The sequence below is a fragment of the Micromonospora sp. PTRAS2 genome (genome assembly GCF_054052245.1).
The window spans coordinates 337,126-352,361 of the sequence record NZ_JBSWBU010000005.1 but is presented as its reverse complement, the minus strand read 5'-3'; the positions used below and the strand labels follow the sequence as shown (position 1 = coordinate 352,361).

Below are 15,236 nucleotides of genomic sequence, written 5' to 3'. Positions count from 1 at the left end.
GTCCACGGGGCAAGGTCCGTCACCACTCGCCCGCATCTCGCGGGCGGGGCGGAAGGGTGGTGCCGTGGAGCCGGTAGACGTCGCGTTCGCGGTGGTGGGGCTGGGTGCCCTGCTCGCCGGGATCCTCCCCCGGGTGCTGGAGCGCCGGCCCCTGTCGATGCCGATCGCGTTCCTCGGCCTGGGCATGCTGATCTTCATCCTGCCGACCGGGCTGCCCGACCCGGATCCGCTGGAGCACTCCGAGATCGCCACCCACCTCACCGAGATCGGCGTGATCGTGGCCCTGATGGGCGCCGGGCTGAAGATCGACCGCCCGCTGAGCTGGGCCAGATGGTCGTCCACCTGGCGGCTGCTGGCGATCGCGATGCCGCTGTGCATCGCGGCGGTGGCGCTGCTGGGCTGGTGGTGGGCGGGGCTGGTGCCGGCCGCCGCGCTGCTGCTCGGCGCGGCGCTCGCCCCGACCGACCCGGTGCTCGCCTCCGACGTGCAGGTCGGCGAGCCGACCGACGTGGAGGACTCCGAGGACGAGGTGCGGTTCGCGCTGACCAGCGAGGCCGGCCTCAACGACGGCCTGGCCTTCCCCTTCGTGTACGCGGCCATCGCCATCGCCACCGCCGGGCTCGCCCCGCGCGAGTGGTTCGTCGACTGGTTCACCGTCGACGTGCTCTACAAGCTGGCCGTCGGCGTCGGCGGGGGCCTGGCGGTCGGCTGGCTGCTCGGCAAGCTGTTCTTCCGGGCCCCGAGTCAGTTGCGGCTGGCCCGCCACGCCGAGGGGTTCCTGGCGCTGGCCGCGACGTTCCTGGCGTACGGGCTGGTGGAGGTCGTGGGCGGCTACGGCTTCCTGGCCGTGTTCGTGGCGGCGCGGGCGATCCGGGCGGCCGAGCGCACCCACGAGTTCCACTCGGTGCTGCACGACTTCGCCGAGCAGGTCGAGCGGCTGCTGACGGTCCTGTTGCTGCTGTTGTTCGGCGGCGCGGTGGTCGGCGGGCTGCTCGCCCCGCTGACCTGGCCGGCGGCGTTGGTCGGGCTGGCGCTGGTCTTCGTGGTCCGGCCGCTGGTCGCCTGGTTGTCGCTGCGCGGCGCGCCGGGCCGGCCGGCGGAGCACTGGGTGATCTCCCTGTTCGGCATCCGGGGCGTGGGCTCGTTCTACTACCTGGCGTACGCGACGACGAAGGCCGACTTCCCGCAGGCGGAGCTGCTGTGGGCGACGGTCGGCCTGGTGGTGATCGTGTCGGTGGTGGTGCACGGGGTGGCCGCCACCCCGGTCATGCAGCTCCTCGACCACGAAGGCGAACGCACCGGCTCCCCCACCTCCCGCGATCTTGCACTTACGGCCCGGGAATAACGGGCATAAGCCCCGCTCCAGGGGCCGCAACTGCAAGATCGCCGAGGGTGGGTGGGGGTCCGGGGGGTCCGGGGGTCCGGGGGCAGGGTCAGGGGGTCAGGCGGGCGGTCAGGGCTCGGCCGAGGTCGTGGCCGGAGCGCCAGGCGCTCTGGATACGGGGCTCACCGAAGGCGTCCCCGGCCAGGCCGATGCCGTCGGCGTCGAGGTGGTACGTGCCGTCGCCGGCCCGGTCGACGGGCTTCGCGTACGTCCAGCGGTGCACGTGCACGTGCTCGGCGCGGTCGGGCAGGCCGAGCAGGTCGCGGACGGCCTCCTCGATGGCCCGTGCGGCCCCGGTGGGCTGGGCGAGGTGCCCGGTGGCGAACTCGGGCGTGGTGTGCGCGACCAGCACCGGGGCGCGGTCGCCGCGCCGGTCGCCGTCGTCGCAGACGAGGTTGAGCAGCGGGTGGTCGTTGACGAACGCGCCCCGGAAGTCGGGCCAGGACCGGGCCGGGAAGCGCAGCACCCCACTGAGCGTCGGCGACCACCGCTGCGCCTGCACGGCGGCGGTGGCCGCCTCCAGCGCCGGGTCGAGCAGCAGGGCCGCCTGAGGGCCGGGCAGGGCCAGCGCCACGGCGGCGCAGGGCTCCCCGTCGACGGTCGGCCCCGGCTCGACGCCGAGCACCAGCCGGTCGACGACGACGGGCAGGTCGGCGGCCAGGTGCTCGACCAGGGAACGCAGCCCGCGCGGGGCGGCCCAGCGCATCGGCCCGGGGACCTCCCGCCGGCCGGCGGCGGAGTAAGCGACGAAGGTGTCGGTCCATTCCCGGGCCAGCCCGGCGGCCGCCCAGCCGCGGACCACCTCGGCGAAGCCGGGATCGCTCACGGTGAAGTACGCCGCGCCGAGGTCCGCCGGCCGCCCGTCGAACCGCTTGCTGGCCATCCGGCCGCCCGGCACCCGGCCGCGCTCGCGGACCTGGACGGGGATCCCCGCCCGGTGCAGCTCGGCGGCGCAGGCCACCCCGGCGATGCCCGCCCCGACCACCACGACGCGCGCCCGGTCCACTCCCATCCGTTGATCGTAGGGGGTGGGGCGGCTCGACGGTCTGGCAAGCTCGTGGGGTGACCGATGACCTGGATCGGGCGCTCGCCGGGGTCGGGCCCCGGCTGCGGGCGCTGCGCCGGCAGCGCGAGACGACGCTGGCCGAGCTGTCGGCGGCGACCGGCATCTCGGTGAGCACCCTGTCCCGGCTGGAGTCCGGTGCCCGCCGGCCGACCCTGGAGCAGTTGCTTCCTCTGGCGCGGGCGCACGGCGTGACGCTCGACGACCTGGTGGGGGCCCCGCCGACCGGAGACCCGCGCATCCACCTGCGCCCCGTCACCCGGCACGGCATGATCATGTTGCCGCTGACCCGCCGGGCGGGCGGCATCCAGGCGTACAAGCTGGTGATCCCGGCGGGCGGCGGGCGCCGGGAGCCGGATCCGCAGACCCACGAGGGCTACGAGTGGCTGTACGTGCTCAACGGCCGGCTGCGGATGGTGCTGGGCGAGCGGGACCTGGTCCTCTCCCCCGGTGAGGCGGCCGAGTTCGACACCCGCGTCCCGCACTGGTTCGGGGCCGCCGACGCCGGGCCGGTGGAGTTCCTCAGCCTGTTCGGCAGCCAGGGCGAGCGGGCCCACCTGCGCGCCCGCCCGAAGGCCTGACCCGGAAACCGATCGAACAACGTCACAGGGTCTTCACATGCTGGCAATGGACGCGTACCTTGTCGAGAAAGCGTGGGAGCGCTTCCACGCATAAACATCGATCCGTGGAGGACGACGCCCATGCGAAGCAGACCGGCGCTCGCGGCCGTGGCCGCCAGCGCGACCGCACTCACCGCCGCCACCGTCGCGGTCGGCCTGCTCGGGGCCACCCCCGCCGCCGCCGCCGACTCCGCGTTCTACGTCGACCCGCAGGCCAGCGCCGCCCGCTGGGTCGCCGCCAACCCCGGCGACTCCCGGGCCGCGGTGATCCGGGACCGGATCGCGAGCGTGCCGCAGGGCCGCTGGTTCACCACCACCAACACCTCGACCGTACGCTCCGAGGTGGACCAGTACGTCGGTGCCGCCGCCGCAGCCGGGAAGATCCCGATCATGGTGGTCTACAACATCCCCAACCGCGACTGCAGCGGGGCCAGCACCGGCGGCGCGCCCAGCCACTCCGCCTACCGGCAGTGGGTGGACCAGGTCGCCGCCGGCCTGGCCGGGCGGCCCGCCACGATCGTGCTGGAGCCGGACGTCCTGCCGATCATGACGAACTGCCAGAACTCCAGCCAGCAGGCCGAGACGCGGGCGTCGATGGCGTACGCCGGCAAGAAGCTCAAGTCGGGCTCGTCCCAGGCGAAGGTCTACTTCGACGCGGGCAACTCGGCGTGGCTCGCCCCCGCCGAGATCGCGTCCCGCCTCAACGGGGCCGACATCGCCAACAGCGCCGACGGCATCTCGCTGAACGTGTCGAACTACCGCACCACGGCCGAGTCCGTGTCGTACGCCAAGCAGGTCATCGCCGCCACCGGCGTGTCCCGGCTGAAGGCCGTGATCGACACCAGCCGCAACGGCAACGGCCCGCTCGGCTCCGAGTGGTGCGACCCGCCGGGGCGGGCGATCGGCACGCCGAGCACCACCGCCACCGGCGACTCGTCGATCGACGCGTTCCTGTGGGTGAAGCTGCCCGGCGAGGCGGACGGCTGCATCGCCGCCGCCGGCCAGTTCGTCCCGCAGCGGGCCTACGACCTGGCGATCGCCGCCGGCCCGCTCCCGACGACCGCCCCGCCGACCACCGCCCCGCCCACGACCGCCCCGCCGACCACCGCGCCCCCGACCACCGCTCCGCCGACGACGAACCCCCCGGCCGGCGGGTGCACGGTCACCTTCACCCCGAACGCGTGGACCGGCGGGTTCACCGCCGAGCTGCGGATCACCAACGGCGGAGGCGCGCTCAACGCCTGGTCGCTCAGCTTCGGCTTCCCGGCAAGCGCCGGGGTGCGGCTGTCCAGCGGCTGGAACGGCGAGTGGAGCCAGAGCGGCGACACGCTCCTCGTCCGCAACGTGGCCTGGAACGGCAACCTGCCGGCCAACGGCACGGTGAGCGTCGGGTTCCAGGGCACCTTCTCCGGGTCCTCGCTGCCCGCCCCCAGCGGCTTCACCCTCAACGGCTCCCGCTGCAACTGAGCAACAAGGAAGGGCCCCCTGTTAACGCCTCCGGTATAGCGGGGTCCCCTTCTCACCACCACCGGGCCCCGGCCGCCGCGCGAGAAGCGCGGGGGCCGGGGCCCGGACCCGTCGGGCGGGGGCCACGCCACTCAGGCGCCCTGGCCCTGGTTCTGCATGAGCCCGCCGTCCATGAAGTACGTCGACCCGGTCACGTAGTCGGCGTCGTCGCTGGCCAGGAAGACGGCCAGCCGGCCGATCTCCTCGGGCTCGGCGGCCCGCTTCCACGGGATTGACTGCACCTGCTCCTCCAGGTAGGCCGGGTCGTCGATGGCCTTCTGGTTGAACGGGGTGAGCACCATCCCGGGCCCGATGTTGTTGACGTTGAGGTGCATCGGGGCGACCTCCAGCGCGAGGCTCTTGGCGAACTCCAGCAGCGCCCCCTTGCTGGTGTCGTAGTCCGAGCCGCCGGCGCGGGCCACCTCCTGGTGGATCGACGTGATGTTGATGATCTTCCCGTGTCCGCCCTGGTCGCGGCGGTGCTGGACGAACCTCCGGGAGCAGAAGAAAGCCCCGTACACGTTGGTCCGGATCGCCCGGTCCCACGTCTCGGTGTCCAGGTCCGCCACGGGGATGCCGGAGGCGTCGACCCCGGCGTCGTTGATCAGCACGTCGAGACTGCCGAACTCGGCGATGGCCGCGTCGAACATCGCCTCGACGTCCTGCTCGTCGGTGATGTCGCAGCGCATCACCACCGCCCGCCGGCCGGCCCGCTCCACCCGGTCCCGGGTGTGCTCGGCCCCCTGCCGGTCGTGCAGGTAGTGCACCACCACGTCGGCGCCCTCGCGGGCGAACTCGATGGCACTGGCCTGCCCGATCCCCGAGTCCGAGCCGGTGATCAGGGCCGTCCTCCCGTCGAGCCGTCCGGTCATCAGCGTGCTCCCTCCGGTCGTGCCGTGCCCGTCGGCACGGTCTGGCGCGGGCGGTCCGCACCCGTTGCACGTCGCCGCTCGTCGGCGTCGGCGTCGGCTTGTCTCCGGGCGGCCGTCGCCTCCGTCAGGTGCCCGGCGGCGTTGATCAGCCCGATGTGCGAGAACGCCTGCGGGAAGTTGCCGAGCTGCTCCCCGGTGGTCTGGTCGATCTGCTCGGCGAACAGGCCCAGGTCGTTGACCCGCCCGGCGAGGGACTCGAACAGCCGCTCGGCCCGGTCCACCTCGCCGGCCAGGGCCAGGCAGCCGACCAGCCAGAACGAGCAGATGACGAAGCCCGCCGGGTCGCCGTCCCACCGCCGCAGCAGGCCGTCGTGGGACAGCCGCGCCTCGACGACGTCGATGGTGGCGCGCATCCGGGGGTCGTCGGCGGGCAGGAAACCCACCAGCGGCATGAGGAGCACCGAGGCGTCCAGGTCGGGGGAGTCGAAAGCCCCGGTGTACGCGCCGACGCGCGCGTTCCAGCCCCGCCGCAGCACCGCCGCGCGGACGGCGTCGCGGGCGTCCGCCCAGCGGGCCACGTCGGCGTCGTCGCCGAGGCGGGGCCCGAAACGCACCGCCCGGTCCAGGGCGGTCCAGCACTGCACCTTCGACGACACGTAGTGCCGCTCGGCGTCGCGGGCCTCCCACATCCCGGCGTCGGGGAGGTGCCAGTCGGCGACCGCCTGATCCGCCAGGGCGCGCAGGAGCTGGTGCACCTCCGGGTCCATCGGGTCGAGATAGTGGCGCATCAGCCACGCCGCGTCGAGGACCTCCCCGAGCACGTCGGTCTGCCGCTGCCGCCACGCGTCGTTGCCGACGAAGACGGGCCGGCTGTCGGCGTACCCGGCGAGGTGGTCGAGCCGATGCTCGGTGAGGTCCCGCTCCCCCTCGACGCCGTACATGATGGGCACCGGCTGGTTGCCGATGCGGCCCATCGCCCGCGCCACCCAGGCGAACTGCCGGTTCGCCTCGTCGGGGCAGGCCGCCCGCCACAGCGCCCGCAGGGTCAGGCTGAAGTCCCGCACCCAGACGAAGCGGTAGTCGTAGTTGCGGTCGCCGCCCAGCTCCTCCGGCAGCGAGGTGGTCGCCGCCGCGACGATCGCGCCGCTGGTCTGGTACGTCATGCCCTGCACGACCAGCGCGCTGCGCCGCACCGGCTCCGGATAGCGGCCCTGGTACGGGTGCAGCCCCGCCCAGGAGCGCCAGCCGGCCGCCGCCTCGGCCACCGTCGCCGCCGCGTCCGGCGTCACCGGGTCCCCGCCGTCGTACGTCGGGGCGTACCCCAGGGTGAAGCCGTAGGACTCGCCGGCCCGGACGGTGAACGTGGCGGTGGCCTCGCTCTCGCCGCAGGTCAGCGGCACGTCGCCGCGCAGCCGCAGCTTCGCCGCCCCGGCGGTGGCGTCGAGCCCCCCGGGGTGCGCGACCAGGTACGCGGCGACCCGGCCGTACTCGAAGCGGGGCCGGTAGGTCAGCCGCACCGGCACCGCGCCGGAGACACCCTCCACCAGCCGGGCGAGGACACGCGGCGAGCGCCGGCCGATGTCGTGGCCGCGCGCGCCGGGCTCCAGCGCGAGCGCGTCGGTCACCGCGACCGACCCGCCGTCGGTGGTGAAGACGGTACGCAGCACCAGCGTGCCGTCCAGGTAGGAGCGTTCGCTGGTGAAGCCGCCCTCGGGGCGGATCGACCAGTGCCCCGCGTCGTCGTCGAGCAGCCGGCCGAAGACCGACGGGGCGTCGAAGCGCGCCGGGCACCACCAGTTGACCGAGCCGGCCCGGTCGACCAGGGCCGCGCTGCGGCCGTCGGCCAGGAAGCCGTGTTCGCTGATCCGTCCGCTGTCCACGCCGGTGCCTACCCGGCCGGGCCGAGCAGCATTCGCCACCGGCGGCGACGTTACCGCTCGCCGGCCGGGGGAAGGCGGGTGGTCGACGAAGGAGGACACGATGACCAGACCCACGACTTCGACTGCGGCCTGGCAACCCGGAATGCCGGGCGCGAACAACCTCCCGTACGGCCCGGCGGGCCGACCCGCCGCGCCCGGTGGCGACGGCCACGGCCCGCAGATGGGCCCGCCGACGGTGACGATCGGCACGTACCCGGACTATCCGTCCGCCCAGCGGGTGGTGGACTATCTGGCCGACAACCGGTTCCCGGTGGAGCACACCGCCATCGTGGGGACGAACCTGACCCTCGTCGAGACGGTGCTCGGCCGGCTGACCACGGGCCGCGCGGCCCTGATCGGCGCGGGCACGGGCGCCTGGTTCGGCCTGTTCATCGGCCTGCTGTTCGGCATCTTCACCGCCGGCAGCTGGATCGCGGTGATCCTGGTCGGGCTGGTGATCGGCGCGATCTGGGGCGCCGTGTTCGGCGCGGTGGCGCACGCGATGAGCGGCGGCCAACGCGACTTCACCTCGGCGAGTTCGCTGCGCGCCGCCCAGTACGCGGTCACCGTCGACGCCGGCGTGGCCGACCAGGCCCGGCAGCTGCTGGGCCGGATGCACATGACGCCGACGGGCGCGACCGCCCGCTGAGCGGTGACCTGAGCGGTGACCTGACCGCCCACCGGCGGCCCCGGGGAGTCCCCGGGGCCGCCCGGCGTCCGGGGGCGGGCCGGCGTCCGGCGGGCCGGCGTCCGGCGGGCCGGCGTCCGGCGGGCCGGCGTCCGGCGGGCCGGCGTCCGGGGCGGGGCCAGCGGCTGGCAGGCCGCCCCGCCCATGATCGACTCCATGTCGCCGACATGACGCGCCGGCCCGGGGCAGGCCGAGGCCGAGGCCGGGTGGAGCGGGGCAGGCCGGGTCAGCCGGCGCACCCCGCCCGCGCGACCGAACCCGCCCGCGCGACGAAGCCGCGCCACGCGGCGGGCGCGAAGGTGAGCGTCGCGCCGGCCCGGTCCTTGCTGTCCCGCACCAGCACCACGCCGGGCAGGTTGTCGGCGACCTCGACGCAGTCGCCGCCGTTGCCGCTGCTGCGGGTGCTCGTGCGCCACCGCGCGCCAGTCAGGTCCATGCTTTCGCCATCTCCCCGAGTAGGTCGGCCGATTGCCAGTGGGAGAGCGCCTCGCCGCGCACGTTCTCCCAGACGGTCAGCAGGGCCGCGATGTCCTCCGGGTCGGTGACGAGCTGCCCGTCGAGCTGGGTGTCCACATAGCCCGCCGTCCGCAGCTCCGGCCCCACCGCGAGCACGAACGGACCGTTGAGCCCAGCGTACGCGCCGACCGTCGCCGGCACGACGTGCACGCGGACGTGCGGGGCCGCGCAGGCCGCCACCAGGGCCTCCAGCTGCCCGCGCATCGTCTCCGGGCCGCCGACCGGGCGGCGCAGCGCCCCCTCGTCGATGACCGCCGTGAGGCGGGGCGGGTCGTCGCGGCGCAGGATCTCCTGGCGGGCCAGCCGGTTGGCGAGGTGCTGCTCGACGTCGCCCGGGGCGATCAGGCCCGTGCCGCCGAGCACCGCGCGGGCGTAGGCCTCCGTCTGGAGCAGGCCCGGCACCACCATCGACTGGTACGACCGCAGCGACACCGCCTCCCGCTCCAACTCCTGCCACGGCCGGAACCACGCCATGGGGTAACGACGTCTCGACGTGTCCGGCCAGATGTCCCGAATGGGCTGGCCGAGCGCCTCGGCCGCCGCCAGCCGGTGCCGGGCGTGGGGTATGCGGTCCTCGTTCAGCCACCGGGCGACGGTCTTGCGGTCGACGCCCAGCCGGGCGGCGAGCGACTCGATCGAGTGCCCGCTGTCACGCAGAGCGAGGCGCAACGCATCGTTCATGGTCTCCCCCGTGGTCGTGTGGGATGTCTGGGCACCATAGCCAGCACGGGCTGTTCCTGTCCGCTTACACACGGCAAGTTGGGGTGTCGAAGGGCGCGGATCGACGGGACCGGGAGACGCCATGACACACCACACAGGACGCGAGCCGGGGTCGGTCGCGCCAGAACGGCTCGACGCGGGAAAGCCAGAGCGGCTCGACGCGGAGAAGGCGGTGCGGCTCGACTCGGGGGAGGCGGTGCGGCTCGACGCGGAGAAGCCAGAACGGCTCGACGCGGAGAAGGCGGCGTCTGCGGTGCGCCCCACTGACGTGCCGGTCGACCTGGAGCTGCACTGCGCGGGGCGGCCCGCCTGGCGGTGCGTGCACGATGGCGAGCCGTTCCCCTGCCCGACCTGGCGGGCCCTGCCCCTGGACGACAACCTGCGCGCCGTCCTGCTGGCGGCGTTCACCCTGTTCCTCCGCCCGGCGATCCGCGACCTGCGGGGGCACCCCGACGGGCCGACCCCGCCGGAGATCGTCCGACGCTTCCTGTGGTTCCTGCCGGTCACCGACGAGGAGGCGCGCGCCGTCGCGCTGCGGTACCGCTGATGCCGCGCCCGCGCCCCCACCTGCCGGTACGCCCCGTGTGGCTGTGCGGGCGCTGCGGCGCCCCGTGGCCCTGCGGCGCGGCCCGACTGTCGCTGCTGTCCGAATACCGGGGCGACCGCACCTCGCTGCTGGTCTACCTCGCGGTGCTGCGGGAGGAGGCGAGGGAGCACCTGACCGCCCTGCACCCGGCCACCCCGCCCGGCGACCTGACCGACCGCTTCCTCACCTGGGCCCGCGCCCGCCCCTGACCGATCCTGGCCCGCCCCGGCGATGATCGACTCCATGTCGGCGACATGGGGGCATCCAGCCCCCCGGGACACCCCCACCTGCCCGACATGAGCCGGCCACCCGCCCAGCTCACCCCCGGCGGGGCGGCCCCCGGGTGGGTCGGTCAGGGGTCGGTGGCCAGGCGGGCGTGCAGGTGCTCGTCGTGGCGGCGGCCGTCGCCGTAGCGGTGCGACTCGCGCAGGGTGCCTTCGAGGGGATAGCCCGCCCGTTCGGCGACCCGGCAGGAGGCGGGGTTGGCCACCGCGTGGAACAGCTCGACGCGGTGCAGGCCGAGCATGGCGAAGCCCCAGCCGGTGAGCCGCCGGACGGCGGCGGTGGCCACGCCCCGCCCCCGGGCGGCGGGGGCGGTCCAGTAGCCGATGTTGGCGTGGCCGCCGCCGATGCCGCTCAGCGACACCGAGCCGAGCAGCGCGGTGTCGCCGGGGTCGGCGACGGCGAGGGAGGCGTGGTCCCCGGCGGACCAGTCGGCCCGGCGGCGCACCCACTCGCGCGCCCGCGCCTCGTCCATGTCGCCCTGCGGGTTCCAGGTCGTCACGGCCGGGTCGCGCAGGGCGGCCAGCACCGCGGGGGCGTCGGCCGCGCGCCAGGGGCGCAGCAGCACCCCGGGGGCGGCCAGGCGTACGTCGTCCATGGTCCAGCAGTCTGTCAGCCCCCGCCCGGGGCCGCCGGACGTTTCTCCTTCAAATCCGAATCGAGGTCCTACAGGCACGGAAAGTAGCGCAGCTCACCCCCGCCTCCGAGCACTTGTCAAAATTTGAAAGAGTGCTACTGTTGCGGCATGACGGAGAGCCTGGACAGCGAGCGGATGGCCTGCTGGCGGGCCTACATCGAGTCGAGCCAGCGGCTGTTCACCCAGATCGAGGACGACCTGCGGGCCGACAGCGAGCTGAGCTTCGCCGACTACCACGTGCTGGTGCTGCTCTCCGAGGCGCCGGGGCAGCGGCTGCGCATGGGCGAGCTGGCCGGTCGACTGGTCTTCTCGCCCAGCCGGCTGACGTACCAGATCACCACCATGCAGAAGCGCGGCCTGGTGGCCCGGCAGTCGTGCGCCGAGGACGGGCGCGGCAGCGAGGCGGTGCTCACCGCCGCCGGGCTGCTGGCGCTGCGCGAGGCCGCGCCGCACCACCTGCGCTCCGTGCGCGCCCACCTGATGGACGACCTCGACGACGCCGAGGTCGCCTGCCTGACCCGGGTCTTCGAACGCCTCGGCCGGCGGCTGCGCGCCGACCGCGACGCCTCGTCCACCCCCAGCGAGTAAAGGAGTTCGAGATGCCCGCCATCACGGTCGACGACGTTCTTGTCCTGCCCCGCCTGCCCCGGCTCGACGAGTCCACCCGCTACCGCCCGGTCCGCAAGCTGACCACCGCCCCCAGCGGCTACGAGGGCGAGGGCTTCCCCGTCCGCCGGGCCTTCGCCGGGGTGCCGATGCACGAGCTGGACCCGTTCATCCACCTCGACCAGATGGGCGAGGTCGACTATGCCCCGGGCGAGCCGAAGGGCACCCCGTGGCACCCGCACCGGGGCTTCGAGACGGTGACCTACATGATCGACGGGATCATGGACCACCAGGACACGCTCGGCGGCGGCGGCACGATCACCGACGGCGACACCCAGTGGATGACGGCCGGCAGCGGCCTGCTGCACATCGAGGCCCCGCCGGAGCACCTGGTGGTCAGCGGCGGCCTGTTCCACGGCCTCCAGCTCTGGGTCAACCTGCCGAGGGTGGCGAAGATGAAGCCGCCGCGCTACCAGGACATCCGCGGCAAGGAGTCGGCGCTGCTCACCACGCCGGACGGCGGGGCGCTGATCCGGGTCATCGCCGGTGAGGTCGCCGGGCACCAGGGGCCGGGCTCGACGCACACCCCGATCACCATCGCCCATGTGACGGTGCAGCCCGGGGCCGAGCTGAGCCTGCCCTGGCGGGCCGACTTCAACGCCCTGGTCTACGTGCTCGCCGGGCGCGGCACGGTCGGCACCGAGCGCCGGCCGTTCCACACCGGGCAGCTCGCCGTCCACGGTCCGGGCGACGCGCTGCGGGTGACCGCCGACGCGACGCAGGACTCGAACGCTCCCGCCCTGGAGCTCTACATCATGGGCGGGCAGCCCATCCGGGAGCCCGTGGCCCATTACGGGCCGTTCGTGATGAACACCCGGGACGAGCTGATCCAGGCGTTCGAGGACTTCCAGGCCGGGCGGCTCGGGGTGGTCCCGGCCGAGCGGCTGCCGCACACCGGCGGGCAGGGCGAGCGCCCCTGACGCGGGCCGTGCCGGGCGTCACCGGGGTTCGTCCCCGGTGACGCCCTTCGGCGTACCCGAAAATGGCTGCCGGTCAGGAGACCGCGAAGATCCCCGCCACCCCCAGCAGCACCATCACCAACACGGCGACGAGCGCCCCCCGCTCGCCCTCCACCGGCTGTTCGTGCTGCTCGGTCATGACATCGGTCGGCTCGGCGGGCATCGTGCGGCCTCCTCGGTGTGCGCTTCGCTTTCTCGGATGTGGCTCCGCGCGGATCGTCGGCCAGGTCACCGGGGGTGCCGGTCGGCGTGCGGACCCGGCGCGGGGGTCCTACGGTGAGGACGTTGTCGACCTCGGGAGCTGGAGCGTGCCGATGCGGGACTGGTTCCTCACCGCGGCCGAACGCGCCAACCCGGTCTCACGGATACCCGTCTGGACGACCGGAAACCTCGCCGAGCCGCTGATTCACGGCTCGGCCTACTTTGACCGGCTGGTCAGCGAGGTGGAGGCGCTGCGGGCCGGCGACCATCTGTTCTTCACCGACTGGCGCGGCGACCCCGACGAGCTGATGCGCCCGGACGGCCCGACCGTCGCCCAGTTGTTCAGCCGGGCCGCCCAGCGCGGGGTGGTGGTCAAGGGCCTGCTGTGGCGCTCGCACCTCGACGCCCTGTCGTTCAGCGAGGCGGAGAACCGCAGCCTCAGCGAGACGATCTGCGCGGCCGGCGGCGAGGTGCTGCTCGACCAGCGGGTCCGCCGGGGCGGCTCGCACCACCAGAAGCTCGTCGTGCTGCGCCATCCCGGGGACCCGGAACGCGACGTCGCCTTCGCCGGTGGGATCGACCTGTGCCACAGCCGCCGCGACGACGCCGAGCACCGCGGCGACCGGCAGGCCGTGCTCATGTCGCCCCGGTACGGCGACCACCCGCCCTGGCACGACGTGCAGCTCGCGCTGCGCGGGCCGGTGGTCGGCGCGCTGGACACCACGTTCCGCGAGCGGTGGACCGACCCGATGCCGCTGGACTCGGAGAACCCCCTGGCCTACCTGCGGGACCGGCTGCGCGGGTCGGACCTGCGCCCGGACCCGCTGCCCGACCAGCCGGCCGACCCGCCGCCGTGCGGGCCGCACCGGATCCAGGTGCTGCGCACCTATCCGGCGGTGCGCCCGCGCTACTCCTTCGCCCCCGACGGCGAGCGGACGGTGGCGCGCGGCTACACCAAGGCGGTACGCCGGGCCCGCCGGCTGATCTACCTGGAGGACCAGTACCTCTGGTCGACCGAGGTGGCCGACCTGTTCGCCCGGGCGCTGCGGGACAACCCGGAGCTGCACCTGGTGGCCGTGGTCCCCCGGCACCCCGACGTCGACGGCCGGTTCGCGCTGCCGCCGAACCTGGTGGGGCGGGAGCAGGCGCTGGCGTTGTGCGGGAAGGCCGCGCCCGACCGGGTGCACGTCTTCGACGTGGAGAACCATGCGGGCGACCCGGTCTACGTGCACGCCAAGGTGTGCGTGGTCGACGACGTGTGGGCCAGCGTCGGCAGCGACAACTTCAACCGCCGCTCCTGGACCCACGACAGCGAGCTGTCCTGCGCGGTGCTCGACGAGACCCGGGACGACCGCGCCCCGCTGGACCCGGCCGGGCTGGGCGACGGGGCCCGCCGCTTCGCCCGGGACCTGCGGCTGCGGCTGTGGCGCGAGCACCTGGACCGGGACCCGGACGGCGGCGAGGACGCCGACCTGCTCGACCCGGCCTCGGCGGTGCGGGCGATCACCTCGGCGGCCGACGCGCTGCAGCGCTGGCACGACTCGGGGCGGGTGGGCCCGCGCCCGCCGGGCCGGCTGCGCCCGCACCGCCCCGAGCGGCTGCCGTGGTACACGCGGGCCTGGGCGCTGCCGGCGTACCGGCTGGTCTACGACCCGGACGGCAGGCCGCTGCGGGCGCGCCGCTCCGGCACCTGGTGAGCGGGCGCGTACCCGCCCGTCCCGCCCGGGTACGCGAAGGAGGCGCGCGGCGAGTAGAAGCCCTCCGTGATGGTCAGCGGGTTCGCCGGGCGCAGCGCATGGACGGGGTGGTCGGGGTCGAGGAAGTCGACGGACTCCACCTCGAACGGCGTCACCGGTTCGGCCACGTACGGGTGGACGCCGCCGGTCAGCTCGCCGTCACGGGCGGTCACGTAGCGGTGGTGGCCGCTGCGGATGAGGTGACCGGTGTGGCCGACGTGGACGCGGGTGCGGATCAGCGGGACGCCGTCGACCTCGGTCTGCGCCACCAGCGTGTCGCCGCGCCGCTCCAGCCAGGTGTGCCCGGCCCCGACGGGTGCGCCGCGCGCGGCGGCGTAGCCGCGCATCCGGGGGCTGGAGCAGAGGTAGTGCGTCCACCAGCCGCCCGGGGCGCCCAGGCCGGCGACGCAGATGCCGAGGTAGGTCAGCGAGTACGCGCCGAGGCCGGAGGTCTGGGTCTCGTCGTCGACCACGTACTGGTTCATGAAGACGTGGGGGTCCGCCCCGGCGCGCAGGCCGGCCGGCAGTAGGGCGACGACCGCGTCCGGGGCCGCCGGCAGCCAGCAGAGGTAGACCATGCGGCTGTGCACGACGAGGTGCGGGTCGGCGGGGTCGAGCACGGCGCCTCCGGGCGGGGGAAGGTTCCCCGCGACGCTACGGGCCGTCCCGCGCGCGGGACAACGACGGAAAGCCGACAGTTCGGACCCATAACCGACCGGGAACCGGTAATCACGATCACAGATTCGTACGTCGCTGCCCCTTTTGGGGGTTTCGTCATCGAACACACCTTAAGTACATCGTACTTTCGGCTAGATTTCAGGGAGCCGATCAGGCTAAGGTGAGTCCCGAACGGCCCATCTGAAGCTAAACCAAAGCGTCAC

General features: G+C 74.1%; 17 protein-coding genes. 9 read left to right on the top strand and 8 right to left on the bottom strand.

Annotated features, from left to right (window positions below; translation table 11 throughout):
* Nucleotides 1-64 precede the first annotated feature (64 nt).
* Nucleotides 65-1,345, top strand: coding sequence for a cation:proton antiporter (locus ACVMYR_RS19385; RefSeq protein WP_077937204.1), 1,281 nt, complete (start codon nt 65-67; stop codon nt 1,343-1,345).
* A gap of 88 nt (nt 1,346-1,433) precedes the next feature.
* Here the strand turns inward: ACVMYR_RS19385 and ACVMYR_RS19380 are convergent, their stop codons facing one another.
* Entirely contained in the window at nt 1,434-2,396 is a 963-nt protein-coding gene (locus ACVMYR_RS19380; protein WP_431897361.1) for an NAD(P)/FAD-dependent oxidoreductase, read from the bottom strand.
* Between the two features lie 50 nt (nt 2,397-2,446).
* Here ACVMYR_RS19380 and ACVMYR_RS19375 point away from each other — a divergent pair, with 50 nt between their 5' ends.
* Nucleotides 2,447-3,028, top strand: coding sequence for a helix-turn-helix domain-containing protein (locus ACVMYR_RS19375; protein WP_077937202.1), 582 nt, complete (start codon nt 2,447-2,449; stop codon nt 3,026-3,028).
* A gap of 120 nt (nt 3,029-3,148) precedes the next feature.
* Nucleotides 3,149-4,534, top strand: coding sequence for a glycoside hydrolase family 6 protein (locus ACVMYR_RS19370; protein WP_228986318.1), 1,386 nt, complete (start codon nt 3,149-3,151; stop codon nt 4,532-4,534).
* 131 nt (nt 4,535-4,665) lie between these two features.
* On the opposite strand, the gene ACVMYR_RS19365 is transcribed toward ACVMYR_RS19370, so the two are convergent.
* A complete protein-coding gene (locus tag ACVMYR_RS19365) occupies nt 4,666-5,445 on the bottom strand; it encodes an SDR family NAD(P)-dependent oxidoreductase (RefSeq protein ID WP_074475926.1) in 780 nt (259 codons plus the stop codon).
* Nucleotides 5,445-7,325, bottom strand: coding sequence for a glycoside hydrolase family 15 protein (locus tag ACVMYR_RS19360; RefSeq protein WP_457122399.1), 1,881 nt, complete (start codon nt 7,323-7,325; stop codon nt 5,445-5,447). Before ACVMYR_RS19360 ends, ACVMYR_RS19365 begins: the two co-directional genes overlap by 1 nt.
* Nucleotides 7,326-7,545: 220 nt before the next feature.
* Between ACVMYR_RS19360 and ACVMYR_RS19355 the strand changes: the two genes are divergently transcribed.
* The gene (locus ACVMYR_RS19355; protein ID WP_377536554.1) at nt 7,546-8,013 is read left to right on the top strand and encodes a general stress protein; all 468 of its coding nucleotides are present in this window, start codon (nt 7,546-7,548) and stop codon (nt 8,011-8,013) included.
* A 265-nt stretch (nt 8,014-8,278) separates the two neighbouring features.
* Here the strand turns inward: ACVMYR_RS19355 and ACVMYR_RS19350 are convergent, their stop codons facing one another.
* Together ACVMYR_RS19350 and ACVMYR_RS19345 are read right to left on the bottom strand one after the other, a co-directional pair.
* A complete protein-coding gene (locus ACVMYR_RS19350) occupies nt 8,279-8,488 on the bottom strand; it encodes a DUF397 domain-containing protein (RefSeq protein ID WP_457122361.1) in 210 nt (69 codons plus the stop codon).
* A complete protein-coding gene (locus ACVMYR_RS19345; protein WP_457122360.1) occupies nt 8,479-9,249 on the bottom strand; it encodes a helix-turn-helix domain-containing protein in 771 nt (256 codons plus the stop codon). The genes ACVMYR_RS19350 and ACVMYR_RS19345 overlap by 10 nt, the downstream gene beginning before the upstream one ends.
* A gap of 121 nt (nt 9,250-9,370) precedes the next feature.
* Between ACVMYR_RS19345 and ACVMYR_RS19340 the strand changes: the two genes are divergently transcribed.
* On the top strand, nt 9,371-9,835 hold the full coding sequence (locus ACVMYR_RS19340) for a hypothetical protein (RefSeq protein WP_457122359.1): 465 nt from the start codon (nt 9,371-9,373) through the stop codon (nt 9,833-9,835).
* Nucleotides 9,835-10,083 (top strand): flavin reductase, encoded by a 249-nt coding sequence (locus ACVMYR_RS19335; RefSeq protein ID WP_091280047.1) that lies wholly within the window; start codon nt 9,835-9,837, stop codon nt 10,081-10,083. The genes ACVMYR_RS19340 and ACVMYR_RS19335 overlap by 1 nt, the downstream gene beginning before the upstream one ends.
* Before the next feature lie 143 nt (nt 10,084-10,226).
* Here the strand turns inward: ACVMYR_RS19335 and ACVMYR_RS19330 are convergent, their stop codons facing one another.
* Nucleotides 10,227-10,754, bottom strand: coding sequence for a GNAT family N-acetyltransferase (locus ACVMYR_RS19330; RefSeq protein ID WP_077937195.1), 528 nt, complete (start codon nt 10,752-10,754; stop codon nt 10,227-10,229).
* Nucleotides 10,755-10,901: 147 nt separating this feature from the next.
* Here ACVMYR_RS19330 and ACVMYR_RS19325 point away from each other — a divergent pair, with 147 nt between their 5' ends.
* Together ACVMYR_RS19325 and ACVMYR_RS19320 are read left to right on the top strand one after the other, a co-directional pair.
* Nucleotides 10,902-11,381 carry a MarR family winged helix-turn-helix transcriptional regulator gene (locus tag ACVMYR_RS19325; protein WP_431896209.1) on the top strand — a complete coding sequence of 160 codons (480 nt, stop codon included), beginning with the start codon at nt 10,902-10,904 and terminating at the stop codon, nt 11,379-11,381.
* 11 nt (nt 11,382-11,392) lie between these two features.
* On the top strand, nt 11,393-12,379 hold the full coding sequence (locus ACVMYR_RS19320; RefSeq protein WP_077937193.1) for a pirin family protein: 987 nt from the start codon (nt 11,393-11,395) through the stop codon (nt 12,377-12,379).
* 73 nt (nt 12,380-12,452) lie between these two features.
* Here ACVMYR_RS19320 and ACVMYR_RS19315 read toward each other — a convergent pair whose 3' ends face one another.
* Nucleotides 12,453-12,581 carry a hypothetical protein gene (locus tag ACVMYR_RS19315; protein ID WP_343450397.1) on the bottom strand — a complete coding sequence of 43 codons (129 nt, stop codon included), beginning with the start codon at nt 12,579-12,581 and terminating at the stop codon, nt 12,453-12,455.
* A gap of 145 nt (nt 12,582-12,726) precedes the next feature.
* Here ACVMYR_RS19315 and ACVMYR_RS19310 point away from each other — a divergent pair, with 145 nt between their 5' ends.
* On the top strand, nt 12,727-14,316 hold the full coding sequence (locus ACVMYR_RS19310; RefSeq protein WP_431896206.1) for a phospholipase D family protein: 1,590 nt from the start codon (nt 12,727-12,729) through the stop codon (nt 14,314-14,316).
* Here ACVMYR_RS19310 and ACVMYR_RS19305 read toward each other — a convergent pair.
* Nucleotides 14,265-14,975 carry an acetoacetate decarboxylase family protein gene (locus ACVMYR_RS19305; RefSeq protein WP_077937191.1) on the bottom strand — a complete coding sequence of 237 codons (711 nt, stop codon included), beginning with the start codon at nt 14,973-14,975 and terminating at the stop codon, nt 14,265-14,267. The genes ACVMYR_RS19310 and ACVMYR_RS19305 overlap by 52 nt on opposite strands.
* Between the last annotated feature and the right edge of the window lie 261 nt (nt 14,976-15,236).